Consider the following 25,117-nt stretch of genomic DNA (forward strand, 5'->3'; position numbering starts at 1 on the left):
ATATCCTCACCCACTCTTCAGATGCGCATTTGACACTCATGCGTTTTGTACATCTTTATGCAAGGATGCTGAAACCGAGAATATTGGTCACCCAACAAAAAAAGAACCCGTATAAAAAACGGGCTCTTTCCTTAAAGATATTCTAATACAATAATCATTAAGCTGGCCTTGGAACTACCTGTTGTTCCTTACCGCTAGTCCAGTACATCCCCGAGTAAAGATTTATCCTTGTACACTTCTTCCTTGAGCACACGATACTTTCTGTCTTGTTCTAGCTTCTCCTCAAGGATAATTTCTGCTGCGTCTTTACGGGCTGTTTCAAGGGCCCGGTAGTCGTGCACCATATCTCCAACTTTAAATTCCGGCATACCACTCTGCTTTTTACCGAAAAAATCACCTGGGCCACGAAGCTTCAAGTCTTGCTCAGACAACTCAAAACCATCTGTTGTTTCTGTCATGATCCGCATCCGCTCTTTGCCGACATCCCCTTTAGGGTCAGCTAGCAAAATACAATAGGCTTGGTCTGATCCACGCCCTACACGACCGCGTAATTGGTGGAGTTGTGAAAGTCCGAAGCGCTCCGCGTCATAAATAACCATAACCGTAGCGTTTGGCACATTCACCCCTACCTCTACGACGGTCGTAGATACAAGGATTTTCGTTTCATTTTTTGCAAATTGCTGCATAACTTCGTCTTTTTCATCATTGTGTAGACGTCCGTGCATGAGTCCTACAGGGACTTTCGGTTCAAACACGGAAGCGAGCTGGTGGTACAAGTCGACAGCATTCTGAATATCAAGCTTGTCCGATTCTTCTATCAATGGGCAGATTACATACGCTTGGTGACCGGCGTCGATCTCTTTTTGTATAAAAGATAGAACTCGATTTGTCATTTCCCCTTTGACCCAGTAGGTTTCAACAGGCTTTCTACCAGCGGGCATTTCGTCAATGACTGATACATCCATGTCACCGAATGCTGTAATTGCAAGAGTCCTAGGAATCGGAGTAGCAGTCATAAACAGTACGTCCGGATGTAGCCCTTTATCTCGCAAAGCTCGTCGCTGTTTCACACCGAAACGGTGCTGTTCATCTACAATGACGAAGCCGAGATCCTGAAAGAGGACTTCATCCTGAATCAAGGCGTGCGTACCAATCAAGATATCCACTTCCCCATTCTCTACAGAATGAAGTATCTCTTGGCGTCTTTTTCCCTTGATAGACCCAGTCAATAAGGCGACATTCGCAATACCTTCAAACATACCGGAAAGCGATTGGTAATGCTGTTCTGCCAAAATTTCTGTCGGTACCATGAGAGAACCTTGTTTTCCAGCAGTGATGGATGCGTATAACGCAATCGCAGCAACGGCTGTCTTCCCGGAACCTACGTCCCCTTGCAGGAGGCGGTTCATGCGATGCGGCTGTTTCATATCTTTTAGAATGTCTGCAAGGGACCGCTTCTGTGCCCCGGTCAATTCAAACGGAAGCGATTGAACGAAATCTGTCAACTTCTCGTTATTGTACCCTTGAGCATTACCTGTCGTTGATTCCCGGTGATGCTTTCTCAAGAGCTGCATTTTCAATTGAAAAATCAGGAATTCTTCATAGATGAATCTTCGCTTGGCATGCTTAAGAAGCACTCTACATTCCGGATAATGCATCTGCTGCACCGCCTTAGGGCGTTCCGGCAATTTATAGGAGAGCTGCATTTCTTCTGGCAGAAGCTCAGGAACTTCCTCGACATATTCATCGATTGCCGATTTGATGACCTTACGAAGTCTCTGCAAGGTCACCCCTTCTTTCAATGTATAAACAGGTTGTATCGGTTCTTGACTCTTCGCTTCGCCTTTCTTGAATTGACTGACCGTAATTTGGAGTCGATGCTGATCCCATTTACCAGTGAGGGTGACTGTGTCCCCTGGATTCAACTGTTTCTTAGCGAAAGCGCGGTTGAACATCACCGCTTTGACGGCAAATTGCCCCACCTGTAGGGTGAAAGTCAACCGAGATTTTTTTCTTCCAAAAAAGCTAAGGACAGGCTCTGAGGCGACCTGCCCTTCAATGGTTGCTTTTTCATCATGTGCCAACTCGGTCAACTCTTTCGTTTCATAGGTGTCGTATCGAAATGGGAAATAGAATAGTAAGTCTTCGATTGTGAAGAGTCCGAGTTCATTCAATTGTTCTTGAAACTTCGCACCCACACCTTTGATTTCACTGATTGGCTGACGTAACACGTGATTCACTCTTTCTCTAATGAAATTCCGTACACTTTTGCTTCTAGTTCTCTACCCGTTGGTGTCGCTGCTAAACCACCTTGTGCCGTTTCACGGAAAGCAGATGGCATGCGCTGGCCGACTTTATACATTGCGTCAATGACTTCATCACACGGAATACGGCTTGTCACTCCTGCAAGAGCCATGTCAGCAGCTGTAATGGCGTTGGATGCTCCCATGGCATTTCGTTTTACGCATGGTACTTCCACTAGTCCAGCAACAGGGTCACAGATCAGCCCAAGCATATTCTTCAAGGTGATCGCCATAGCTTCAGCGGACTGAGATGGTGTCCCACCTGCCATTTCGACAATTGCAGCTGCCGCCATCCCTGCAGCTGAACCAACCTCTGCCTGGCATCCACCAGCAGCTCCTGAGATCGAAGCATTGTTCGCTACGACGAAGCCGAATGCTCCGGATGTGAACAAGTAGCGGACCATTTGTTCACGTGTCGGGTTCAATTGATTTTTCACAGCAAAAAGCGTTCCCGGCACACATCCGGCACTTCCTGCCGTTGGCGTTGCACAAATGGTACCCATCGCGGCATTTACTTCGTTGGTTGCGACCGCCTTACTTACAGCATCCATCAAAAGGTTGCCGGAAAGTGGCGTATGGTTCTTCATATATTCTTGGATGAGAACCGCATCTCCACCAGTCAATCCACTGTGAGACTTGACCCCTTTCAAACCATCTTCAATCGCTTTCTCCATAACGTCAAGGTTCTTCTCCATTTGACCGACGACTTGTTCACGCGTCAGTTGTTTGACTTCCATTTCTTGCCGAATCATGACTTCGGAAATTTGAATGTCCTCGCTCTCAGCGAGTTCTACTAATTCTGCTACATTACGAAACATTCCTAGTCCCCCTTACTCAGAAATTTTTGCAACTTGGATGATGTGATCCGCGCGTTCAAGTTCATTTAAGACGGCATCATCGACATTCTGGTCTACTTCTATAACCATTAATGCCTGTTCTCCTTGCGCTTTACGAGACACTTCCATCCGACCGATATTGATTTCGTGCTTTGCTAAAATCGTTGTAGAAGAAGCGATAGCCCCAAAACGATCGTTGTGGATCAACAAAATGGCCGGGTGTTCTCCAGATAAATTGAGTTCAAAACCGTTAAGCTCTGTTATTTCAGCTTTCCCACCACCGATTGAAATGCCGACAAGTTCAAGTTCCCCATCGTCATCTCCGATTTTTAAACGAGCGGTGTTAGGATGATCGGTAATGGCATCTTCTTCGTGAAAGCGTACCTTCATGCCGTTTTTACGAGCGGTTACTAGAGCTTGGCTGATTCTTGTATCATCCGTCTCATAGTCTAACAGCCCTCCGATAATGGCAACATCGGTACCGTGACCTTTATATGTTTTTGCAAACGATCCATACAAATGAACGTGTGCATACTTCGGTTCTCTTCCGAATAAGTGACGTGCCGCTCTTCCGATACGGGCTGCGCCAGCTGTATGTGAACTGGACGGTCCAATCATGACCGGTCCGATAATATCGAAAACTGAACGATATTTCATAACCTTCACCTTCCCTTTTCTACTAATCAAACAAGAAAGCGTTTACGTGTGTGTTGGTTCCTGATTTATTCTAACATAAAGATTAGTAATTTGTGTTGTTTTTCTGTAAAGGAATGAAGGATAATCAACCACTGTATTATAGTGGGATTGATAAAGTTCCAAATAGGGTGTCCCTTGAGTTTATAGGAAGGAGTTAGTTGTGCGCGATGAGTGGACAATCCATGAAATGATCGTCTGCACCGGTTGCTATTTTTATAGTCGGTATGTAAAATAGAATCTTGTGGGTTACTCGGTAACCGGGCGGGAGAGGGATAATTTCATAGAGGAGATTCAAATGCTCAATCAGCATAACAACAACCTCAGCTGGAAAAAGGAATTTATGGCTGGCTTGATCGGCTATTTCACAACGGTTTACATCGTTGCTGTCAACAGTCAGATCCTTGAAAGCGCAGGCCTTCCGCTTGAGAGCGGGATGGTCGCCACAATCCTTGCCAGCGCTGTAGGCTGTTTGATCATGGCCATGTACGCGAACGCGCCGATGGTTCTCATTCCTGGAATGGGTGTGAATGCTCTATTTGCTTATTCAATCGTAGAAGGGACAGGACTAGACTTCAGTCAAGGTCTTGCCGTCGTAATTGTAGCAGGTCTATTATTCATTGTGACTGCCTTTACTAGACTCGGTGACTGGTTAAAAGTCGCTATACCTGATTCATTGAAGCATGCTATCACGGTTGGTCTCGGTCTATTCCTTACATTGATCGGGTTGGAAAAAGGAGGACTCGTCGTACGTGGCGAGCATTCTTTGATTACACTAGGTAATCCATCCTCCGCAATCGTGATCACGAGCTTACTGACGTTGTTCATTGGAATTTTTCTTTTCACAAGAAATGTTCCAGGCAACTTTCTCGTCACCATGATTGCAGGAACGATTATTGCTGCGTTCACGGGTGTTCTTAACGACCGAGGCAATATGATTTCGCTTGAAGAACAATCGTGGGTATTCATGCCGGACTTCAGTGCCATTACAAGCTTTGGCTTTTGGATGGCTGTCTTTCCGCTAGCGATTGTCCTGATTTTCGAGAACATGGGGCTGATTCATGGTCAGCTCAACATGCTTGAACAGGAAAACAAATTCAAGCGTTCCTATCAAGCAACGGCATTCGCATCGATCATGAGCGGTTTCTTCGGGACTTCCCCGACCGTATCCTCCGCAGAGAGTGCAGCTGTCATTGCATCTGGAGGTAAATCTGGTCGCGCTGCTTTGACAATGGGGGTACTTTTCCTTGGTACACTATTGTTCATTCCGTGGATTTCGATGGTACCATCGACTGCCATTGCACCGATTCTAATTATTGTCGGGGCGCTAATGGTGCAGAACATCAAAGAAATTCCGCTTCATGATTTGACAGAAGCGATGCCAGCATTCTTGATCATCGTAATGATTCCGTTCACGTACTCGATTGCAGATGGGATGGCCTTCGGGTTCATCGCCTATCCGATCGTAAAGTTCGCGATTGGAAAACAACGAGAGCTCTCGACGCCTGTCGTACTCATCGCCATGGTCTTTCTCATTGAATTTATCATGCGCTCGCTCGGGCACTAATGAAAAAAACCTTCTCCTGGCTGGAGAAGGTTTTTTCTATTTCATGGAAACTCCACTCGGTTGATTGTTTTACTCCCTCAATAGATCCCTTTAGAGAATAGTTACCACCTATAGGTCAGTGTCAGCTTAGAATCCTGTCTGTTCAGTTTCACCTTAAGAGAATCCGGAGTGAAAGTGACATCGACTTTTGAAGAAACAGCTAGCGTCTTTATTAATCGCTTGACTTCCTCATAATTGGATTGTTGAGCAGCAGTCATTAGGGAAGAGGCAAAAGACGTCGAATCCTCCACTTTTTTTGTGATCGTCCTTCCTTCTTTCAGCACCTGTTCCATTTCTTTTGCAGACGAAGCGAACTGATCAGGGTTTACAGGTGGTAATGGCCGGTAATATGGATACATAACCTTACACCTCTCTCCTTTATGTAAAAAAAGGGGGGTGACCCCTTATTCGATATCTAAGTAACGGGTTTCCTGCTTCATCCTCGGCGTTGTTATTTTGAGAATGTCACCTTCTATAGATGCTTTAGTATGTGGCTCTGAAATGGTAAAAGGAAAGCTGATATAACGCTCCACTTTCTTCCTAGACTGTTCTTTATTGAATGAGCCGTATTGGTCGTTCCGTATTTCCTGCGAGGTCGATTTTTCAGCCGCAATTCGAAGTTGGTGTCCTAATATTTCAATTTGTATTTGGCTACGGTCGTACCCAGGCAGATAAGCTTCTACAACAACATCTGTTTCGGTTTCATACATATTCACGTCGATTTCCGCAAAGTAGTCACGAAGTTTTCCAATCGATTGGTTCATGTAAGAATCCATAGCTCGAACAATATCGTAGAATGCATCATCAAACAGTTGCAAATCTTTTCTTGACTTCATGTTCATCCCCCGTGATGTTTTTTTATTACTATATGTAAAGAATGGCGATTCGTTAGTCGTAAGTTACAATTTAAGTTGCGTTCTTTGTCTATTCCTGTCACACTGTTACAGGATGAGAACTATCAAGAAAGCGCAGGTGATGCAACGTGATCGAATTAAGATCTTCATCTTTAGAAAATGATGATTTGGCTCGTGGTGTCTTCGCAACCAAAGAGATACCAAAAGGCGAACTGATTCATCAAGCTCCAGTAATTCCTTATCCGAATGAGGAGCATCAGCATATCGAAAAGACGATGCTTGCCGATTATGCATTTGAATACGGCGAGAATCATAGCGCTTTTGTACTAGGGTATGGTATGATGTTCAACCACTCTTATGAGCCTAATGCTGAATACCGGATTAATTTCGAAACGCACACTTTCGATTTTTACGCATATCGCGATATTGAAAAAGATGAGCAAATCTTTATTAACTATAATGGGGATGTCGATATCGACGATCCGCTTTGGTTTGATAAAGAAGATTAAAAAGATCCGTCCATATGGACGGATCTTTTTTAAATTGCTTTCTTTTCTTTTAGTTAAGTTGTGTGAAATCAACTATTACTATTCCTCTGTGATGTCAAAGTGATTGAGCACACGATAAACCAATATCTGTATAAAAAGAAAGCTTAACACCATGCCGAAAACTTGCACATTCTTCATCTTATCTGACCAATTTGTGCTGATGATCAATCCATAAACAATTCCAACACCAAAAAAGCTATATAACAAACTGATGATCATAAACAGATACTTATTCACCCTGTCAGTAATAATAGATTTCTCTGAAGCATTAGCTGCAAGTAAACCAAATATAGACATCAAAGCATGAATAATAATAAGTGCATTATGTATAATCCCACTAACCATCACTTCCCCTCCTTTTTGAACGGAAGTAACCATAATAACATGAGTCTAATTAGTGTGAGAACAGTAAAAATGTAACAGGTCTATTAAGAAATAATTTTCATTCATAATTCTAAAGGCTGTGTTACGATAAAGAGAATACTGAGTCAGACGGAGGATGAATATGAACTGGTTCGACCCATATACATTTTTATTAACATTTATAGGGATAAGCGGCATTTATCTATCCATAGCCCTGTTAAAACCACCTAGAAAATTATCCAGGACTCTACTTTCCATTACTGCAGGTCTATCCGGTATGTTTATAATTTTGACTGTTCTCGAATTAGTCATAGATTCCCCTACCCTCATGATCGAGCTCCGCAACGTTCAACAAATCGCGTTGGTCCTTACCCCTGTATTCCTCTTAGGGTATGCTAAAGAATTGCATCAAGAGGCACCTAAGCAGACGCTAAAGTTAATAGGGGTACTTCTAATCCCTTCTTTCATTGATATCGTTCTTATCCTTACTGACTCGTATCACGGCTTGATGAGAAAAGGTGTTACCATAGAAAAGGTTTGGAATTACACGGAAGTATCTGTTGATTCTACGTTTCTAAATGCCTTCTTTGGAACATACCCATTCGTACTTTCCATCATCACCATCTCCATGTTGGTTCGTAATATGTTTGACGTACCTAAGAACTACAGAAGAACCCATTGGTTATCAGCTGCCATCATAGCTATACCTATCATATCAATCATTACGATTCCGACACTCGGCATTGAGATCCCTGGAACATATGCACTTTCTTACAGTTCAATGGCACTCTTTTTGATATTGGTCAATAAGCGCATGGATTTTAATGCAGTCTGGCCCGTATCTCGTCAGGAAGTGATTGAAAACCTTTCAGAATGCATCTTCCTGATCGACCAACAAGAGAAAGTGATAGAAATAAATCATGCCGGGTATGACATGATGAAGCGTTTATACGGAGCAGGAGACTGCGAAAAAGAAATCCTCCACCACTCCGCAAGTACCGTTTTCGAAGGTGCCACTCCTTTGCTTGAAGCATTAAATAAAGATGCGAACACCACTTTTGAATTCTCCAAAGACGATCAATATTACGATGTTACGGTGACGAAACTCGGTAAGAAGTCTAACTATATCCGACTTGTCGTTTGGAAAGATATTACCTATAAGAAAGAAATAGAACATCAGCTAACGAAAATGGCCGAAATGGATGCTTTGACCAAGTTAACGAACAGAAGAGCATTCATCGAGCAATATCACAATGTGAACAACCATTCCGCCTGTTTTATTTTACTCGACATCGATCACTTCAAACGCTTCAATGACCGGTACGGCCACATAGTCGGAGACAAAGTTCTTATTTATCTATCTCAGTTGATGAAACTTCATTTTCCTGTAGCTACCTTGACTCGTTTGGGAGGAGAAGAGTTCGGTATTCTGTCTTATGAAAAAACTGTAGATGCCGTTTGTCAGATCGAAAAGTTCCAACGGGAATTAAAAGAAGACAGCTCCATTATCGACTCTCTAATCGAAGAAGAAGTATCCGTTAGTGTGGGAATTTACGAAGTACAGCCAGGTGATTCGTTTGAAAAGGCATATCAACTGGCAGATGAAGCGATGTACGAAGCTAAACAAGAGGGACGAGATCGTATTTGTATAAAGCAATCCTCTGGACAAAGGTCTTAAGCAATTCCAATACTCCGTAAGCCAAAGAACCGATCATCTTGACTGATGATCGGTTCTTTTTTGAATAACCTATAGATAATACTTCTGATGTAAGTAACTTATCCGGAGCTTCAAGCATTAGACTAGATAGCAATTCAGCCAGTTATTGGGAAACAAGCCTGTTTTTGAATTAAATATGAACAATTTGTGTCCAAATCGTGATTTTTTTGTTACAATAGAGATATCATAAGATAACGCTTACATTTTGAAGCTATAAAGGAGTTGTTACTCATGGGTATTATGTTAATGTTCATGCTTTTGTCAACGGTTGCTCCATTCTTATTTTTACAACTAAAAAAACCATCTTTCGCTGTAGCACAGACAGTGCTTTTAGTAGGAATGTGGGTTTATTACTTCCAAGTGCTGTTCTATACTACACCTGCCGCTTTCTCACCAACTTGGGGCATGTTCTATCTAGGCCTTGTAGGTGCTGAGGTAGCTTGGGTGATGTTCATCATCGCAATGGTAAAAGAAAGCCCTGGTTTCAAAGAAACCCTTAAAGAAATCGTCGAATAATCAAACATAAAAAAAGCCCTCTCCGACTCGGAGAGGGCTTTTTTATCTAATCCTGCGGTTGCAAGCGAAATAGTTGAATGAGCGCTTGCGAAAAAGCAAGAACTGAAATGATGATGAGTAATATTTTCGGTTCATAGGCAGAATAAAGATAACCAGTAAGGGAGAACGCGGTTAGCGCAATACAAAGCACGAACCCTAAAAGATGTTTCCATGGCCACACAGGTGGTTGGTTATTCTGAAGTTGTTTCTGTTCCATATTCATTCCCCCTCTACCGTTTTCTCTATTCGCTATGCTCACTGTGTTGTTCTTGTTTATGACCATCGTCCATGTCCATATCTCCGTGATCGAATCCGAAAGACATCGTGAATAATGACCCAGCTACTAGTATAGCAGCTAACGCAAATCCGTGAAACATCATATTCCAAGGTACGTGACCACCATCACTGGATTCTTCCGTAATGTGCATGAACATGAACAATTGCACCCCTGCTTGTAATAGTGCAAGAATCAAAATACTGATTATTACCCACATTTTCGGCAGGTCTGATCCAATTACAGCCCACGCTGCTACAAGTGTCATCACAAGCGACAGCAAGAACCCGATAACGTGTTGTGTCGGTATTCTCTTCTTCGTATTTGCCATGTTAGATCACCATCCCTATCAAGTAGATACCTGTGAAGATAAAGATCCAAACGACATCCAAGAAGTGCCAGTAAAGGCTGACGATGAAGAATTTACGACTCGTTACATTTGTTAGACCACGTCTAGCTAATTGAATGAGTAGTAACGTTGCCCACCCGATACCCAAGGTAACGTGCAGTCCGTGGGTACCAGCCAGTACAAAGAAGGAAGACCAATAAGCACTTGACGGCAATGTCGCTCCTTCGTGTACGTAGTGAACAAACTCGTAAATCTCAGCTCCAAGGAAACCTAAACCTAGTAGAAGTGTAATAATGAGCCATGTAGCAAGCCCTTTCGCATTGCCTCTTCTCATTTCATGAATGGCAATACCACAAGTGAAACTACTGGTTAAAAGCAAGAAGGTCATGATAAGAGTCATGCTTGGCTCGAATAATTCAGCCGGGTGTGGTGCATCGGCTGTTCGACCGAATAAGACCGCGTAAGTCGCAAATAATGTCGCGAACAAGACGACCTCGGCACCTAGGAAGATCCAAAATCCAAGGATACTCATCCTCCCCGCTTCTGTTCGATACTCTAACGGTCCAGTTGTTCGTTCTTCTGCAGACATCTTATAACCCCCTTGCTTTACGCTCAGTGCGCTTGATTTCGTCTACTTGTACATAATAGCCGTCGTCATAATCGAAGGATCTAAAGGCCATGCAAGCTACTCCACCGAGTAACCCGGCAATTGCCAGAGGAATCCACTCAAAGACAAGAGCAAAACTTGCAAGTGCAAAGAAACTCATCATGATGATCGGTTGGCCAGAATAACTCGGCATATGAATCGGTTTGAGTTTCTTCTCATCAAAGGTCGTTTTGCCTTCTTCTTTCATACGTACATAAGGATCAATTTCATCTACATACGGTACAGTTGCAAAGTTATAGAAAGGAACTGGAGTTGTAGTAGACCATTCAAGCGTACGGCCATGGCCCCATGCGTCGCCAGTCTTCTCACGCTCACTGTAACGATAGCTGTAATAGATATTAAAGACAAATACAGCGAATCCAGCACCCATTCCGAATGCTCCGACTGTAGAGATAACGTTCAATGGCAACCACTCTGCGATGTTCGTAATGAACAAGCGACGCGGCATTCCATCTAATCCCAAGAAATATTGCGGGAAGAAACAGATATGGAATCCGATCAAGAATAACCAGAATGCCCATTTACCAATACGTTCGTTCATCTTATGACCGAACATCTTAGGATACCAGTACACAAGACCTGCGAAGCAGGCAAATACTGTACCAGCAATCAGAACGTAGTGGAAGTGTGCGATCAAGAAATAAGAGTTGTGGAACTGATAGTCCGCTGCTGCCATACCAAGCATAACTCCTGTTACCCCGCCTAGAATGAAACTAGGGATGAAGGCAAGGGACCAAAGCATAGGTACGGTGAACTCGATTCTCGATTTGTACAAGGTCGCGAGCCAGTTGAATATCTTCACCCCAGTTGGAACTGCGATCAACATCGTAGACACAGAGAATACGGAGTTGACGAAGGCACCTGCTCCCATTGTGAAGAAGTGGTGAACCCATACTAGGAAGCTTAACAAAGCAATGATGATCATAGACCAGACCATTGCGTTGTAACCGAACAAGCGTTTCTTAGCAAATGTTGCGATTACTTCAGAGAATATTCCAAAGGCAGGTAATATTACGATATATACTTCAGGGTGGCCCCACATCCAGAAGAGGTTTGCCCACATCATAGGTAATCCTTCTCCGGTTAATGTAAAGAACTGAGCTCCGAAGATACGGTCAATCGTCATAAGTGCCAGCGCTACTGTAAGGATCGGGAACGCAAACACAATAATGAAACATGTCACGAGTGTAGACCATGTGAAGATCGGCATATGGAACAATTTCATTCCAGGAGCACGCATCTTCAGAATCGTAACCATTAAGTTAATACCTGTGGCTAATGTACCAATACCTGATAGCTGTAAGCCCATAAGGTAGAAGTTCTGTCCTGGACCTGGACTCATGGCTGCTCCGGCAAGCGGCGTGTAGCTTGTCCAACCAGCATCCGGAGATCCTCCGATTACGAAGGAGATGTTAAATAGCATCGCCCCTAGGAAGAATGCCCAGAAACTAACCGCGTTGACAAATGGGAAAGCGAAGTCCCGCGCTCCGATTTGAAGCGGTACAATAATGTTCATAAGTCCAATTAAGAACGGCATTGCCATGAAAATGATCATAACCGTCCCGTGTGTTGTAAAGATCTCGTTATAGTGCTGCGAATCTAGGAACTCAAGTCCTGGAAATGCAAGCTGTGTTCTCATCATTAAGGCATCTGCTCCACCACGGAACAACATGACTAATGCACTTAAGATGTACATAATACCAATTTTCTTATGGTCGACGGTCGTCAACCATTCACGCCATAGCCAACCCCATTTTTTGAAGTAAGTCAAAAGGAAAATAATAGCGGAGGTAACCAATGCGATGGAGACCATACCGGCGTATATTAAGGGTTCACCTGTGACAAAAAATTCGTCTAAAGCCATCTCTTTCACCTGCTTTCTTAATCAAATGTTTCTTGGTGTTCCACTTCATCCGCATCTAAGTGTAATTTTTCACCGTATAGCTCACGGAATCGTTCAACGGTATATCCCATACCTTCGTTTGAATGGTGTTGAACATATTCTAAGTGCGTAGAAGAGAACGACATTTTCTCCGTTAGACCTGGCTTCAGTAGCTCGTTGTACTGATCCATTGTCAGCTCAGGAGATTCATTTTTTATGTCTTCTACCCATGCATTGAAGTTGTCCTCACTCTCTGCATGTACTTTAAATGTTTGGGCAGCGAATCCTTCACCGTTGAAGTTCGAGTTTCGTCCATCGTAGACGCCCTCTTCATCCGCTTGAAGATACAATTTGGTCATCATACCTGCCATATTGTATTTTTGCCCCCCGAGAGCTGGAATCCATAGAGCTGTCATCGCATCGGCAGAAGTCAGCTTGAATTCTATCGGACGATCTGTCGGAATGTGTAAGTAGTTCACAGTTTCAATTCCTTGTTCCGGATAGCTGAAGAACCATTTCCAATCGGCAGTCGTTGCGTGAATGACGAGTGGTTCTTCTGTCGTCTGATTCTCTGTAACAGGTGGTTCTTCAAGGTCGAACAATGTTGTAACAGTCGGTACAGACAATAGAACGATAATAATTAAAGGAATGACTGTCCATACAATCTCAATCATGGTATTTCCATGAAGATTCGGGTCGTAGTCACTTTCATCGCGTCCCGGACGGTCCCTATACTTCACAACCATATATAGAAACAACCCAAAAACTACGACGATAATTCCCAACATGAACCAGAGGGAGTACATAATCAGATCGTACTGACTTTGTGCAACTGGCCCCTTCGGATTGAGAACAGTCATTTGTCCACATCCGCTTAAAAATATTATTAAACTTAGTGGAAGTAACCCTAACCATTTCGGAAGTGGTTTAAATTTCATTGGGTTTCAACCCTCCTAACAAACAGTTTTTAATTAAGTAGTGATGTAAACCATGCTGGTACCCCACACTTGGACTTGATTGATTATATCAAAATTTGTCGTCTTCAAAGTTGTGTTCACTATTTTGTCAAAAAACATTCACGTTTGTTTAACGATTTAGCCACAAAATATACGAATTCCCCCTAACACTTTCCATTTGTGGGTATTTCGGGCTGCCAAAAACCCGTCGTTACCGGAATCGTCCCAATTTTGAATCCAATTCATGAATGTATTATTTGGAAGCAAGAAGAAGATCGTTAAATAATCTTTCCGATATCCCTTACCCTTCTAATAGATTTGAAAACACACCCTTAAAGATAGAAAAGTGTTCCTAGCTTCCGCATTATTCTTCACCCTTCTCCTCTTCCAATACAAAAAAGACATATCCCCAATAATGGGATATGCCCTTCCAATTCATAGAATGTAATATACCAATAGAAAGTTGCACCTCTATTAATGGCTTTAGGTCTATTCTATCGGTTACGTACACTCATTCATATGCGAGTTGAATCAAATGTTCTTTGTTATCAGAAGAAACATGCTCAGATAGACGTGCTGCTGCAAGAATAGGCATCCATGCAAGTATCGATTCTACCTTAACACCAACAATCTGCGTGAAAAGATCCAAATAGATCTCCGCCAACTCTTTCGAAAATTGCAAGTATAGTAGATAGGACCGGCATACATCTGCTAACGGGTCCCCTGCACTTGCATCAACCCAGTCGATAATCGCCGGGTTATGCTTCGTCCATATTAGATTGAATAAATGAAAGTCTCCGTGACACAATTGATAAGCACCTATAATATTGTTCATTCTGTTAATGAGAATAGTTTTTCTTTTCTCATGAAGATAAGGAGCATTTGAAATTTGAAATAACAACTTCTCATCCATTCTATCAAGACCTTCAGCCTTTCGTTTGTGAATATCTCTTTGAATCTCGACGGAAACCTTCATTAATTCATAAACTGGCATTTTCTCTTCTAACAACAAATCGCCGAATGACTCGCCTTGTACGTACTCCATGACTAAGGCTTGTCTGCCATTGATCTCTGTGACATCTAATACCTCAGGCACGTTCAACCCTGTAGAACGAGCAAACTCCTGCTTCCTTGCCTCTTTAGATGACTCTTCATTAGGTAACCGTTCCTCATATATCTTGTAGACTTTCTGATTTGCTAAGTAAATGCTTGCCGTATTCCCTTTTGTAAGAATATCTCCTTCAACCATTTCTCCGCTCCTCTATCCCTTGCTCTATTCGCTATTAAGACTGCCATAAACAAAAGAATAACAATAAGCTACATTCCAGCCTTGCCGTGAACTAGATTGATGAGATATTGTCTCTGCCTTTCTTCTTTATAGATCGCTAATGCATCACCTATTTCTGTTGCAAATGAAGCAAAGGCAGATCCTTTTGCTGGTATCACATTGTCTCCTGTATATGTACAATGGTGGAATAACAATGGCTGCGTAGTCTGATACATCTACCTGTTCTATATCTATGTCCGGAGATACCTTAAGACCTCCTAAACTGAAGAATGTTTCGTTCCCATGTGCCACTGTGTCGATCGTCGCACCACCTACTTTTCGACGTGTCCTATTTCAAAATCAGAATATTGAGGGAAGGCTAGAAATAATCCCCTCACGTAAACTCCCCGTCAAAAACGTCTATTGGAAGAATTCAACATACGAAGCACTTAATCCTTGTTTCAATTATCGATACTCCTTGAATTAACTTATTAAACCATCTTATGTTAAGACCACATCTCTGTAGACGCAGTTAATCATTTCGGCATTTCGCATCAAGGATTTCATTATAGACCTACTACTCTTCGTCTAAAGGAATGATTGTCGCCTTGCATGCTTTTTCATAAAACTCAATCGGGCCAGCCTGTTTGATTGTCGCTTTATGATACCCATTTCTCCTCATGTCACATAAGGTACTGTGCAGAAGAGTGCGCCCGACTCCTTTCCCGCGCTGGTTCTTTACGGTTCCCATTGGACCAAACCATCCTTTCCCCCCTTCAAAGACGTCGTAACACGCAAATCCAACGATGTCATTTCCTGACCAAGCAACAAATACAGCTGGGTCCTTTTGTTCTTGAAAAGCACGTCCTACTTGAACGGCCCACCTCTCACCGAATTGGGACTGAACCCATGATAAAAGTTTATCCTGATCTTGTAGTACCACTTTGCGGACAAAGTACGAGTGTTGATTATCGACATCTAATTTCAATTTATTTAAATCGCAAGTTAGATCACGGGGACTACAAGCAATTTGTATTATTCTTTCACGCAGGGAACCCGAAAGCACTTCATCCAACTCGCCGCTATCTAAAATGGCCGCTATGACGTGGCCTTCCTGCAGTTGTACCTGGTTAAAGCGTTGCATGTACTGCTGAGCATCTCTTAGAATATCCAATTCGGAATTTGCTATGCCTTGCCACCAGTCCCCCTCTAACCTTCCGTCTAGGACGGAGGCTAATTCAGCACCTACCCCCGCCCCCTCCTTGAGAATCGATTGAAACAAACTGACAGCATCGTTTCTCTGAGCTCTCTTTAAAATTCTACTCATTCGCTCCGTGTACATCATTCAAAAAACTCCATATGAGGTTTCGTTTCTTTGTAATACTTGAGACGGTCTGCAAGTGTACCTGTGTGAAATTCGAATTTATAACCGTCAGGATCTAGAAAGTAGATGGAGTTCCGGTCCCGATTGTCCCGCTCTCTTCCTGCAAGAATAGGTACATTGTGCGCTTTCAGCTTATCGCATGCAGCGATGAAATCTTGCTCATCTACAGAAAGCGCTGTGTGCGTGTAAGATGAAACATCGCGACTTATACCTTTCTCTTCATTCAATGCTAACCAAGTCCCCTGTAAATCAAAGTATGCCGTCGTACGGCCTTTCACAAGCAGTTTAGCTTCCAGAATATTTTCATAAAATGGGACCGATCGCTCCAAACTTTCTACAGAGAATAGCAAATGGTTAATCCCCTTAATCATTTTATCTCCCCTCTCAAATGCACTCTCCCTTTCTTTATCAGATGTTCCAATATGAATTTTCTGGTAAAATTATATCATATTGAGCGAGGAGGAAATGCCATGGAAAACCAATACTTCATCGGAATTGTCCCACCTGAAAACATATTCAACGACATCGATCGCTTTAGGAAGAAATGGCTGACACAAATAAACTCAGAACCGCATATCACCTTGAAGGCTCAAGGTGGCTTAACATCAGATAAGAAATGGATCGAACAGGTTAAGTCAGTTTGTCGTAATTTCGACCCTTTCCCACTTACTCTAGAAGAACCTAGCTACTTCTCTGACAACATTTTGTATTTAAGTGTCCAATCATCTTCTTTACATGACTTGCACGAGAAACTTGTCCATGCCATATCCCCACCTGCAAATTCTATTAAACAGTACTTTGAGTTGAATGATTTCGTTCCCCACCTAACACTAGGGAAGAAACAGTTTGGTTTAACAAAAAGAGAATTGCAGCACATGGAAGAAAGTGCACGGAAGGAACTTACTCCGTTCGACAGTTTTGACGTAACGTACATAAGGATCTACGAGCGCTTTCCTTCTGACCCTGTTTATAAAAAACTCGTGGACGTTCCGCTTGGTTAAAGATATCACCTGATTCTTTGGAACCCTTTTTAACCCTTTAACAATTTATCTAGTGAAAATTGAAAACGAATTACCACCTATTAAATTACATAAATATAAAGGATAAGAACCATACACCCACACCTTCACCCCTGCTCTTAGACCTGATTTGAACAGTTATTCAGATTACTCTTTCTTTTGTCGAATATTGTCGCCCTCTGTATAATTGCTCTCATACTTTTAGATACATACAGGGGGATAAGAAATGAAGCTATCCAAGAAATTATTACTTAGCTTAGGTCTACTACTTACCGTTTTTCTAGCGGCATGTTATGGAGGATCGGATTCATCAGATGCGAAGAGCTCTTCTGATAAATCAAAACAAGAATTAAATTTAGTCGCTGGAGCGGAAATTCCGTCAATGGACTCGTCACTAGGAATCGATGAAATTGCTTCACAATGGCTCGGATCTACAAAAGACGGATTATATCGTCTAGGTCCAGACAGTAAGCCTGAGCCTGGTATTGCCACAGACCATACCGTCAGTGACGATGGTCTTACATGGACATTTAACCTGCGCGAGGATGCCGTTTGGTCAAATGGAAAGCCTGTAACAGCACACGACTTCGTTTTCGCTTGGCAGCGTGCGGTTGATCCGGCAACAGGCTCGGAATACGGTCCATACATGATGAACGGTGTCATCAAGAACGCTAAAGCCGTATCCCAAGGAAATAAGAAGTTGAGCGAACTCGGCGTTAAGGCGATTGATGACTATACGTTCGAAGTCACGCTTGAAAAACCAGTTCCATACTTCGAATCAATGGTCGCATTCCCGACTTTCCTTCCGATGAATGAAGCATTTGTAACCGAACAAGGCGATCGATATGCAATGGAAGCAGAAAACCTACTCTCCAACGGTCCATTCAAAATGACCGAATGGAATCAAGGAGAAGGCTGGACAGTTGTTAAGAACGAAGATTACTGGGATGCAGATAAAGTTAAACTTGAAACGATCAACATCAAAGTAGTGAAAGATACAGCTGCAGGGGTTAACTTGTATCAAACAGATGCGATTGACCAGGTCGGCTTAACAGCGGAATTCGTTGATGAATACCGCACTTCTGAAGAATTCACCGTAGAACAAGCGCCTGTCACGTTCTTCCTAAAGATGAATCAAGAGAACGAAATCCTACAAAATACGAAAGCAAGACAAGCGGTTCAAACAATTATCGATCGTCAAAGCATGGTTGACGTCATCTTAAATGATGGTTCTAAACCTGCGGGTGGACTATTACCAGGTGACTTCGTAGCTCATCCGGAGTCTGGAGAAGACTTCCGCGAATTAAATGAAGGACTGATCGAATACAACGAAGACAAAGCACAGCAGCTCTGGTCAGAAGCAAAACAAGAACTAGGCATCGAAACAACAACGCTTCGCCTGCTTGGCGGGGACACGGAAGTATCGAGTAACATGGATGCTTATTTGAAAGACCAACTTGAAAACTTAGAGGGTCTTACCATTAAATTAGAAGCCGTGCCATTCAAAGTCCGCCTACAACGTGACTTAAACATGAACTATGATTTACAGAATTACGGTTGGGGCCCTGATTACTTAGATGCTTACAGCTTCTTGAATATGTGGGTCACTGACGGCGGTAATAACAAAACCGGCTACTCAAGTGAAAAATACGATCGTTTAATCAATGAAGCATCCGACGAACTTGCGCTTAAACCTGTCGAACGCTTCGAGGCTCTGCTTGAAGCAGAACGCACATTGATCCAAGATGACGCTGTACTTGCTCCTCTTTACCAAGAAGGAGTAGCCCAACTAAGAAAGTCTTATCTGAAAAACGTAACGTCTAACCCAATGGGTGCTGAATACACGTACAAGTACGCATATATTGAGAAATAGCATTTTTAAGAACGCTTGAGCCATGCTCAAGCGTTCTTTCTTTTATCAAACATAATAGCCTTATCTCCAGCCTTTTATAATTGAAAGGTTTTGAGATGTTTAGAACTGGGAAACAAACCAGTAATTCTTATTCTAAGGAGTGGAAACATGGCAAACCAAAAAGGTATGAGTGATAAAGTAAAAGGTGCCGTCAATAAAGTGAAGGGCGAGGCAAAGGACCAGATCGGTAATGCCAAGAACGACCCACAAATGCAAAGAGAAGGACAAAAGGAAAAAACGAAAGGAAACATCCAAGAGAACGTGGGCAAAGCGAAAGATGAGAACCATCGCAATTGAATCCATAAACAAGAAACCTTGTCTCCAATAGGAGACAAGGTTTTTTAATTGAAGCTTTTCCTCTGAATAAGTACGTGCTTTTTCAATAGACTAGACGGAGAGTTCCCCTCCTCATCAAATAAACGCTCATCTCCTATAATCATAAAGCAATCCTTCGCTCGTGAAACAGCTACGTTAAGCAATGTCTTATCTTCATCGAAATCCAATTTCTCTGCTTCACCTTCCCGGTAAACACTAGAGAACAAAATGACTGGACTAGACGCTCCTTGCATCATGTGAATGGTTCCTACAGTCAAGTCTTTGATCTTCTCTAATTCTAGGTATTCCTGAATCAATTCCATTTGTTCGGAAAAAGGTGTAACAATGGAGACAACCTCAGAAATCTCATCCTTATTATAGAAGGATAAAAGCTTTTCTCTATGTTCCCTGATCCATTCAATAACAGCAGCGGCTTCTTCCTGGTTGGACATTCCGGATTCATAACGAGTCACTTCTCCTTTAACATCGCTGAGTCCTATATGAGGATAAGGGTAGGACTCGTAACTTGAGCGAATAGGCTTGAGCCAACTTTGATAAATCAACTCATTGCAATAGTTAATAACCTCCGGCACACATCTTCTGTGCTCTGTTAAAAACATTCCATCCACATCAGGGTGCACTTGATACCTACTTAAATGCTGACAAACTCGTAACATCGATCCTTTGCTCGCTGCTCGCCCACTATCGAATAACACCCGAGGATCTTCCTCCTCATTCCAACCATAATTCACCATATTCGCCACATCGAATGTCTTTGTACTATTCCACAGCGGCTTTACCTGATGAATGTCTCCAATCGCAACGACCTGTTTTGAAAAAGGAATTACGGCGGCCGCCATCTCAGGCAGCATCTGTCCGGATTCTTCAATCATTAGTAAATCCATGGATTCATAGACAGGTACGATATCATTCTCGGAAGAACTGAAGTATTTCGGTAGTTGATAGACCGGGGCAGTTACAACCGGATACAGTTTATTAAGTGACTTCACCTTCTCGTATAAGCTATTCTTACTCCAATCATGTTCGCTATTCAACCACCTCGCCTCCCAGTAACGGGCGGCTAAGGAGAACGCCTGCCTTCTGTAACGAAGGTCCAATGTGCTCGCCATAGCATCTCTAGTGTGTCTATTAACATTCCGTTCCTTCAACCAGTTCACTATCTCTTCGTCTGACCCGTTCTCAAGAATACGGAAAGCTTGTCTCATTTCATTTACGATTGTACACAACTTCTCATGCAACAATTCTGCTACACCCTCAATTGAAGTAAAGTCATGGCCTGCATAGCTCCCTGCTTTTTCAAGAAACACAGAACGAGCCTCATCTAAGAAGTTTGGCTGCTTCAATGTCCGATTGACTTCACAAAAACACTCCATACCTTCTTCTTTCGATGAACTCAAATAGAGCGCATAATTCCCGAAGTGGGGAATCCACCTTTTTTCTAGTAGCGACCCCGGGGCATTATGGAAGTCATCAGTCAAATCATGGGTAGTAAATTGATCATGAGCCGTCACGGCTATAGTAGGAGGAGCTGTTCTTTGCTCTACGGCACTTTCTACAAATAAAGACGCAGCAATACACGTTAATAGCATGGATTTGCCTGTACCAGGAGGACCGTTCACCGCAAGGAAACTTCCTTTCTTTTCCTCGAAGAAATGGTAGAGTGCCTGCCTTTGTGAACTTGTTAAAGCGTCACTTCCAGTAAAATGTCCTATGTGCCTGTCGTGAGAGCTTGTAAAAGATTCTTTAAAGGAGAACTCTTCCTTTTTTGTAGGCTCGAGTGCAGTAAATCGACGATAAGTAAGCGGAAGTTCATGCGATTCTCTTTTAGACACATCTTCTAATACATGTACCAAATCCTCTTTTTCTCTAAGGTTTCGCTGTTTCTTAGAAATTGCAGCATATTTCCACTTCTCGTAGTGATCGTTTCGATATGCCTCAAACGTGTGTCCTGTAATATCTCCAAAAAGTTCTTCAGCAAAATTCCAGCAATCTGACCACGCTTCAAAAGATAGATCATGATTCTGATATGCCTCTTCATAATCTTTCAAGTAACCAATAGAAACTTCCCCTGTGCGGGACGGGGCAAGATAATAAACAGAAACCCAAGGTAGATCGCGCTTATGCGGAGAAATGTTTCCAGTTGAATGGAGCGTTGCGGGGATCCAAAGAGGTGCAATCCTTCCAGCATTCTTTTTTTGGATGATAATAGGATTGATTAAAATATCCACAGAACTCTTTTCTTCATCTTCAAAAATAGCATTTACCGTATCAGCTGAAAGTCTCCCTTCAGCAAGCTCATCAAGGCTGACTAAAGAGGCTGATTCTTCAATCTCATTAAATTTAGTTGCATAACGTTCCGCATCGATGAGACTGGTGCGAAAATAATTCGTGAAATCCATAATACATCATCCCTTCCCCCGTAGAATACCCACCTCCCCTTCCCTATAAACTCTTGATAAGAGCAGCATTTGACCTTAAGACGAGACAAATCATCGCTTCTCGTGCAAGCTCCACCTGTCCAATGATGTATTCAACCTTGAGATAAGATGATGTGAGAATGCACATAAAAAAAGGACGGGCTCTTCTGCCCATCCTTTTATCTTATGCACCTACATCGTAACCCTGATCTTCAATTGCCTCTTCCATCTGCTCTACTGTAGCTGGCGCATCGTATGTTACTTCTACATCCCCTGAAGAGAGATTGACTTGAACGCTTTGCACGCCTTCTAGTTCTTTCAGAGCCTCATTCACCGCTTTCTCACAGTGACCACATGTCATTCCTTCTACTTTAATTGTCGTTTTCATAGTAAATCCCTCCTTTATAGTTTCAACCTTTTCAAACGAAGACTGTTACTTACTACGGATACCGAGCTGAATGCCATCGCTGCACCTGCCACCCAAGGAGCTAGCAGGCCAAGAGCGGCTATCGGGATCCCAGCAGAGTTATAAGCAAGCGCCCAGAACATGTTCTGTTTAATATTTTTCATTGTCTTGCCACTTAAATGTATCGCTTTACTTACGTTCAGCAAGTCTCCGCTCATTAAAGTGACGTCCGCGGTTTCTATAGCAACGTCCGTGCCCGTACCGATCGCTATACCAATATCCGCAATTGCAAGCGAAGGCGCATCATTGATTCCATCTCCAACCATCGCCACTTTTTCTCCCTGCAGTTGGAGTTCTTTCACTTTCTCCGCTTTCTGTTCTGGTAATACTTCTGCAAACACTCCGTCGATGCCGACTTCCTCCGCAATTGCCTTCGCGGTGAGCTCGTTGTCTCCCGTCACCATGTAGACGTTGAGTCCGAGTGCTTTCATTTCGGCAATCGCTCGTTTAGAGCTTTCCTTCACGGTATCCGCTACGGCAATGTAGCCTTTCAATTCACCGCCAACAGCAATGAACATAACCGTTTTCCCTTGCTTCTCTAATTTAGCAAACGGATCTTCATATTCTTCAAAAGCAATCTGATGAGCTTGCATCAAACGTCGTGTCCCGATCAGGACCGTTTCACCATCCACAACCGCTTCGATACCGTACCCTGGCTTCGCTTCAAAATGAGTTGCCTCTTTTGTAACGGAACTTTCCCCATAACGGACGATTGCCTCCGCTAATGGATGCTCGGAAGCTTTCTCTGCAGCGACTACTTTATCAATAAGACTCGTTTCGTCTTCAAAGGCTATAAAATCAGTTACTTCTGGTTTTCCATGTGTCACTGTACCTGTTTTATCAAGTAGGATTGTTGTAAGGCTTTGCGTACCTTCCAGGTATTCTCCACCTTTGAATAGGATGCCTTGCTCGGCTCCTTTACCTGTTCCGACCATGATGGATGTCGGCGTTGCCAGACCCAGCGCACATGGGCAAGCGATGACGAGCACCGCAATAGCAGCTTCAAGCGCTCCCGTAAAGTCAAAGAAAATGAGCCAGACGAAGAAGGTAACGAGAGCAATTGCCACAACGACAGGTACGAATATGCCAGAAATGCGGTCCGCGGTTCGTTGAATCGGTGCCTTAGAGCCTTGGGCTTCTTCAACAATTTTAACGATTCCCGCGAGTGCCGTATCTTTTCCTACTTTTTCTGCAACCATTTGAAGGGTTCCATTCTGATTTATGGTAGAGCCAATGATTGGGTCCTCTTCCCTTTTTTCCACAGGAATGGATTCCCCCGTGATCATCGACTCATCAACAGAAGAGCTTCCCTTTACAACCCTTCCGTCGACCGGGATCTTCTCACCAGGCTTGACAAGAAGTCGGTCCCCTACTTGTACTTGTTCGACGGGAATGCTTATCTCATCGCCATTTCGCAGCACTCTTGCTTCCTTTGCTTGCAAACTTAGCAATTTCGTCAGCGCTTGTGTCGTTCGTCCCTTCGCAAGCGTTTCGAATAACTTCCCTACGAGAATTAATGTAATAAGCACAGCACTAGTCTCAAAGTAAAGTTCTGGTTCTAGATTTGGATTAAGCTGCCACCGGATAGCTTCTACTACACTGTAAAAATAAGCAGCTGATGTCCCGAGCGCGACTAGAACGTCCATATTGGCACTCTTATTAGATAAAGCACGGTACGCACCCACATAAAAAGGAGCTCCGATATAAAATTGAACTGGCGTCGCTAATGCAAACTGGATCCATGGATTCATTAAGAACCCTGGGACTGGAATGTTTCCTGGCAAGTGACCGAGCATCGTATATAAGAGAGGAAGCGATAAGAGGATGGAAATCAGCAATTGTTGCTTTTTATGCTTAATTTCCTCTTCCTTATAGGCTTTTTGCTCCTCACGGTCTTGTTTCACAACCGCTTCATAACCTAGCTTCTTCACTTTTGAAAGAATATCTTCTACGGAAACGATATTCGGGTCGTATTCGATAACTCCGGCTTCTGTTGTTAAATTAACACTCGCATCTGAAATACCATCTAAGCGGGAAAGGCTTTTCTGAATTCGAGTCGAACAGGCCGCGCAGGTCATGCCGTGTATATCGAATTCCACTTTTTCTTTTTGAACACCATATCCCAGTTTCTCAATACGGGCTTCGATGTCTTGTGGCGTCACTTTTCCTTCCTCATATGTGATACTTGCCTGTTCCATTGTAAGATTCACATTCGCTTCCACACCATCCATTTTGTTGAGGACTTTTTCAATTCTTGTGGAGCACGCAGAGCAGGTCATTCCCGTAATGGTGACATTCATCTGACTCATCGTTCCGCCTCCTTACTTAGAGAATTGCTGAATGACTTTCATCAATTCATCAATAGCTTCTTCGCCTTCCCCTTTTTTGATTGCATCCGACACGCAGTGGTGTGTGTGACGCTCCATCAGGGAATAGCCTACTTTATTAAGAGCTTTTGTGACAGCAGATATCTGGACTAACGTATCGACACAATACCGGTCATCTTCCACCATCTTCTGAATGCCTCGGATTTGACCCTCTATTCTCTTTAGTCGATTGTTAATGGCTTTCTTCTCATCATCCGTTCTAGGTTTTACTGGTGACTTGCCGCTACTTTCCGGCAATTGATGTTCACACATCGATCATCACTCCTTCTAACAATTACTATACCCCCGTTATGTATATATAGTCAAACCCTTTGATTGCAACATGT

26 protein-coding genes are annotated in these 25,117 nt (G+C 43.0%); 7 read left to right on the top strand and 19 right to left on the bottom strand.

Features of this window, described 5'->3' with window-relative positions; genetic code table 11:
* Positions 1–194: 194 nt before the first annotated feature.
* From recG to sdaAB, 3 genes are read right to left on the bottom strand one after another with little or no spacing between them, the layout of a single operon-like run.
* Positions 195–2,231: an ATP-dependent DNA helicase RecG gene (recG, locus tag E4663_RS07570; protein WP_135327587.1), complete on the bottom strand. Its 2,037-nt coding sequence runs from the start codon at positions 2,229–2,231 to the stop codon at positions 195–197.
* Positions 2,232–2,236: 5 nt separating this feature from the next.
* The gene (gene sdaAA, locus E4663_RS07575) at positions 2,237–3,121 is read right to left on the bottom strand and encodes an L-serine ammonia-lyase, iron-sulfur-dependent, subunit alpha (RefSeq protein WP_135327142.1); all 885 of its coding nucleotides are present in this window, start codon (positions 3,119–3,121) and stop codon (positions 2,237–2,239) included.
* A 12-nt stretch (positions 3,122–3,133) separates the two neighbouring features.
* Complete coding sequence (gene sdaAB, locus E4663_RS07580) at positions 3,134–3,796, bottom strand: L-serine ammonia-lyase, iron-sulfur-dependent subunit beta (protein ID WP_135327143.1); 663 nt, start codon at positions 3,794–3,796, stop codon at positions 3,134–3,136.
* Positions 3,797–4,130: 334 nt separating this feature from the next.
* Here sdaAB and E4663_RS07585 point away from each other — a divergent pair, with 334 nt between their 5' ends.
* On the top strand, positions 4,131–5,399 hold the full coding sequence (locus E4663_RS07585) for an NCS2 family permease (protein WP_079480232.1): 1,269 nt from the start codon (positions 4,131–4,133) through the stop codon (positions 5,397–5,399).
* Between the two features lie 101 nt (positions 5,400–5,500).
* Here the strand turns inward: E4663_RS07585 and E4663_RS07590 are convergent, their stop codons facing one another.
* Together E4663_RS07590 and E4663_RS07595 are read right to left on the bottom strand one after the other, a co-directional pair.
* Positions 5,501–5,797 carry a YuzC family spore coat inner layer protein gene (locus tag E4663_RS07590; protein WP_079480233.1) on the bottom strand — a complete coding sequence of 99 codons (297 nt, stop codon included), beginning with the start codon at positions 5,795–5,797 and terminating at the stop codon, positions 5,501–5,503.
* 45 nt (positions 5,798–5,842) lie between these two features.
* Complete coding sequence (locus E4663_RS07595; RefSeq protein WP_158290446.1) at positions 5,843–6,274, bottom strand: Hsp20/alpha crystallin family protein; 432 nt, start codon at positions 6,272–6,274, stop codon at positions 5,843–5,845.
* A 146-nt stretch (positions 6,275–6,420) separates the two neighbouring features.
* Here E4663_RS07595 and E4663_RS07600 point away from each other — a divergent pair, with 146 nt between their 5' ends.
* A complete protein-coding gene (locus tag E4663_RS07600) occupies positions 6,421–6,801 on the top strand; it encodes an SET domain-containing protein (protein WP_079480235.1) in 381 nt (126 codons plus the stop codon).
* 78 nt (positions 6,802–6,879) lie between these two features.
* Here E4663_RS07600 and E4663_RS07605 read toward each other — a convergent pair whose 3' ends face one another.
* On the bottom strand, positions 6,880–7,185 hold the full coding sequence (locus E4663_RS07605) for a hypothetical protein (RefSeq protein WP_079480236.1): 306 nt from the start codon (positions 7,183–7,185) through the stop codon (positions 6,880–6,882).
* 160 nt (positions 7,186–7,345) lie between these two features.
* Here E4663_RS07605 and E4663_RS07610 point away from each other — a divergent pair, with 160 nt between their 5' ends.
* Positions 7,346–8,881 (top strand): histidine kinase N-terminal 7TM domain-containing diguanylate cyclase, encoded by a 1,536-nt coding sequence (locus E4663_RS07610; RefSeq protein ID WP_158290447.1) that lies wholly within the window; start codon positions 7,346–7,348, stop codon positions 8,879–8,881.
* A gap of 270 nt (positions 8,882–9,151) precedes the next feature.
* Entirely contained in the window at positions 9,152–9,436 is a 285-nt protein-coding gene (locus E4663_RS07615; protein ID WP_079480238.1) for a hypothetical protein, read from the top strand.
* A 46-nt stretch (positions 9,437–9,482) separates the two neighbouring features.
* Here the strand turns inward: E4663_RS07615 and E4663_RS07620 are convergent, their stop codons facing one another.
* The 9 genes from E4663_RS07620 to fosB form a co-directional block, all read right to left on the bottom strand.
* A complete protein-coding gene (locus tag E4663_RS07620; RefSeq protein WP_079480239.1) occupies positions 9,483–9,692 on the bottom strand; it encodes a hypothetical protein in 210 nt (69 codons plus the stop codon).
* A 25-nt stretch (positions 9,693–9,717) separates the two neighbouring features.
* A complete protein-coding gene (gene qoxD, locus E4663_RS07625) occupies positions 9,718–10,080 on the bottom strand; it encodes a cytochrome aa3 quinol oxidase subunit IV (protein WP_079480240.1) in 363 nt (120 codons plus the stop codon).
* 1 nt (position 10,081) lies between these two features.
* On the bottom strand, positions 10,082–10,687 hold the full coding sequence (gene qoxC / locus E4663_RS07630) for a cytochrome aa3 quinol oxidase subunit III (RefSeq protein ID WP_135327145.1): 606 nt from the start codon (positions 10,685–10,687) through the stop codon (positions 10,082–10,084).
* 1 nt (position 10,688) lies between these two features.
* A complete protein-coding gene (gene qoxB / locus E4663_RS07635) occupies positions 10,689–12,629 on the bottom strand; it encodes a cytochrome aa3 quinol oxidase subunit I (RefSeq protein ID WP_135327146.1) in 1,941 nt (646 codons plus the stop codon).
* A 17-nt stretch (positions 12,630–12,646) separates the two neighbouring features.
* A complete protein-coding gene (gene qoxA / locus E4663_RS07640) occupies positions 12,647–13,585 on the bottom strand; it encodes a cytochrome aa3 quinol oxidase subunit II (protein ID WP_079480243.1) in 939 nt (312 codons plus the stop codon).
* A gap of 529 nt (positions 13,586–14,114) precedes the next feature.
* Positions 14,115–14,852 (bottom strand): phosphotransferase family protein, encoded by a 738-nt coding sequence (locus tag E4663_RS07645; RefSeq protein ID WP_135327147.1) that lies wholly within the window; start codon positions 14,850–14,852, stop codon positions 14,115–14,117.
* A 68-nt stretch (positions 14,853–14,920) separates the two neighbouring features.
* Complete coding sequence (locus tag E4663_RS07650) at positions 14,921–15,106, bottom strand: hypothetical protein (RefSeq protein WP_135327148.1); 186 nt, start codon at positions 15,104–15,106, stop codon at positions 14,921–14,923.
* 341 nt (positions 15,107–15,447) lie between these two features.
* Complete coding sequence (locus E4663_RS07655; RefSeq protein ID WP_158290448.1) at positions 15,448–16,197, bottom strand: GNAT family N-acetyltransferase; 750 nt, start codon at positions 16,195–16,197, stop codon at positions 15,448–15,450.
* Positions 16,198–16,211: 14 nt separating this feature from the next.
* Positions 16,212–16,625, bottom strand: coding sequence for a metallothiol transferase FosB (gene fosB, locus E4663_RS07660; RefSeq protein ID WP_135327150.1), 414 nt, complete (start codon positions 16,623–16,625; stop codon positions 16,212–16,214).
* 99 nt (positions 16,626–16,724) lie between these two features.
* On the opposite strand from fosB, the gene E4663_RS07665 reads away from it, so the two are divergent.
* From E4663_RS07665 to E4663_RS07675, 3 genes are all read left to right on the top strand, one after another.
* Positions 16,725–17,255, top strand: a complete 531-nt coding sequence (locus E4663_RS07665; RefSeq protein ID WP_135327151.1) for a 2'-5' RNA ligase family protein — start codon at positions 16,725–16,727, stop codon at positions 17,253–17,255.
* A 244-nt stretch (positions 17,256–17,499) separates the two neighbouring features.
* Entirely contained in the window at positions 17,500–19,146 is a 1,647-nt protein-coding gene (locus E4663_RS07670; protein WP_135327152.1) for a peptide ABC transporter substrate-binding protein, read from the top strand.
* A 147-nt stretch (positions 19,147–19,293) separates the two neighbouring features.
* Entirely contained in the window at positions 19,294–19,482 is a 189-nt protein-coding gene (locus E4663_RS07675) for a CsbD family protein (protein ID WP_135327153.1), read from the top strand.
* 44 nt (positions 19,483–19,526) lie between these two features.
* Here the strand turns inward: E4663_RS07675 and E4663_RS07680 are convergent, their stop codons facing one another.
* The 4 genes from E4663_RS07680 to E4663_RS07695 all read right to left on the bottom strand — a co-directional run bounded on the left by E4663_RS07680 (position 19,527) and on the right by E4663_RS07695 (position 25,043).
* Positions 19,527–21,920, bottom strand: coding sequence for a DEAD/DEAH box helicase (locus E4663_RS07680; RefSeq protein WP_135327154.1), 2,394 nt, complete (start codon positions 21,918–21,920; stop codon positions 19,527–19,529).
* A gap of 202 nt (positions 21,921–22,122) precedes the next feature.
* Positions 22,123–22,326 (bottom strand): copper chaperone CopZ, encoded by a 204-nt coding sequence (gene copZ / locus E4663_RS07685; RefSeq protein ID WP_135327155.1) that lies wholly within the window; start codon positions 22,324–22,326, stop codon positions 22,123–22,125.
* 14 nt (positions 22,327–22,340) lie between these two features.
* The gene (locus E4663_RS07690) at positions 22,341–24,713 is read right to left on the bottom strand and encodes a heavy metal translocating P-type ATPase (RefSeq protein ID WP_135327156.1); all 2,373 of its coding nucleotides are present in this window, start codon (positions 24,711–24,713) and stop codon (positions 22,341–22,343) included.
* Positions 24,714–24,725: 12 nt separating this feature from the next.
* Positions 24,726–25,043 carry a metal-sensing transcriptional repressor gene (locus E4663_RS07695; RefSeq protein WP_135327157.1) on the bottom strand — a complete coding sequence of 106 codons (318 nt, stop codon included), beginning with the start codon at positions 25,041–25,043 and terminating at the stop codon, positions 24,726–24,728.
* Between the last annotated feature and the right edge of the window lie 74 nt (positions 25,044–25,117).

It is taken from the genome of Halobacillus salinus (assembly GCF_004684905.1).
Lineage (GTDB): Bacteria > Bacillota > Bacilli > Bacillales > Halobacillaceae > Halobacillus > Halobacillus salinus.

Excerpts from the sequence above, each read along its gene's own strand:
- sdaAA (WP_135327142.1), bottom strand. The coding sequence starts at position 3,121 with ATGTTTCGTAATGTAGCAGAATTAGTAGAACTCGCTGAGAGCGAGGAC.
- sdaAB (WP_135327143.1), bottom strand. The coding sequence starts at position 3,796 with ATGAAATATCGTTCAGTTTTCGATATTATCGGACCGGTCATGATTGGA.
- E4663_RS07585 (WP_079480232.1), top strand. The coding sequence starts at position 4,131 with ATGCTCAATCAGCATAACAACAACCTCAGCTGGAAAAAGGAATTTATG.
- E4663_RS07590 (WP_079480233.1), bottom strand. The coding sequence starts at position 5,797 with ATGTATCCATATTACCGGCCATTACCACCTGTAAACCCTGATCAGTTC.
- E4663_RS07595 (WP_158290446.1), bottom strand. The coding sequence starts at position 6,274 with ATGAAGTCAAGAAAAGATTTGCAACTGTTTGATGATGCATTCTACGAT.
- E4663_RS07605 (WP_079480236.1), bottom strand. The coding sequence starts at position 7,185 with ATGGTTAGTGGGATTATACATAATGCACTTATTATTATTCATGCTTTG.
- E4663_RS07610 (WP_158290447.1), top strand. The coding sequence starts at position 7,346 with ATGAACTGGTTCGACCCATATACATTTTTATTAACATTTATAGGGATA.
- E4663_RS07615 (WP_079480238.1), top strand. The coding sequence starts at position 9,152 with ATGGGTATTATGTTAATGTTCATGCTTTTGTCAACGGTTGCTCCATTC.
- E4663_RS07620 (WP_079480239.1), bottom strand. The coding sequence starts at position 9,692 with ATGGAACAGAAACAACTTCAGAATAACCAACCACCTGTGTGGCCATGG.
- qoxD (WP_079480240.1), bottom strand. The coding sequence starts at position 10,080 with ATGGCAAATACGAAGAAGAGAATACCGACACAACACGTTATCGGGTTC.
- qoxC (WP_135327145.1), bottom strand. The coding sequence starts at position 10,687 with ATGTCTGCAGAAGAACGAACAACTGGACCGTTAGAGTATCGAACAGAA.
- qoxB (WP_135327146.1), bottom strand. The coding sequence starts at position 12,629 with ATGGCTTTAGACGAATTTTTTGTCACAGGTGAACCCTTAATATACGCC.
- qoxA (WP_079480243.1), bottom strand. The coding sequence starts at position 13,585 with ATGAAATTTAAACCACTTCCGAAATGGTTAGGGTTACTTCCACTAAGT.
- E4663_RS07645 (WP_135327147.1), bottom strand. The coding sequence starts at position 14,852 with ATGGTTGAAGGAGATATTCTTACAAAAGGGAATACGGCAAGCATTTAC.
- E4663_RS07650 (WP_135327148.1), bottom strand. The coding sequence starts at position 15,106 with ATGTATCAGACTACGCAGCCATTGTTATTCCACCATTGTACATATACA.
- E4663_RS07655 (WP_158290448.1), bottom strand. The coding sequence starts at position 16,197 with ATGAGTAGAATTTTAAAGAGAGCTCAGAGAAACGATGCTGTCAGTTTG.
- fosB (WP_135327150.1), bottom strand. The coding sequence starts at position 16,625 with ATGATTAAGGGGATTAACCATTTGCTATTCTCTGTAGAAAGTTTGGAG.
- E4663_RS07665 (WP_135327151.1), top strand. The coding sequence starts at position 16,725 with ATGGAAAACCAATACTTCATCGGAATTGTCCCACCTGAAAACATATTC.
- E4663_RS07670 (WP_135327152.1), top strand. The coding sequence starts at position 17,500 with ATGAAGCTATCCAAGAAATTATTACTTAGCTTAGGTCTACTACTTACC.
- E4663_RS07675 (WP_135327153.1), top strand. The coding sequence starts at position 19,294 with ATGGCAAACCAAAAAGGTATGAGTGATAAAGTAAAAGGTGCCGTCAAT.
- E4663_RS07680 (WP_135327154.1), bottom strand. The coding sequence starts at position 21,920 with ATGGATTTCACGAATTATTTTCGCACCAGTCTCATCGATGCGGAACGT.
- copZ (WP_135327155.1), bottom strand. The coding sequence starts at position 22,326 with ATGAAAACGACAATTAAAGTAGAAGGAATGACATGTGGTCACTGTGAG.
- E4663_RS07690 (WP_135327156.1), bottom strand. The coding sequence starts at position 24,713 with ATGAGTCAGATGAATGTCACCATTACGGGAATGACCTGCTCTGCGTGC.
- E4663_RS07695 (WP_135327157.1), bottom strand. The coding sequence starts at position 25,043 with ATGTGTGAACATCAATTGCCGGAAAGTAGCGGCAAGTCACCAGTAAAA.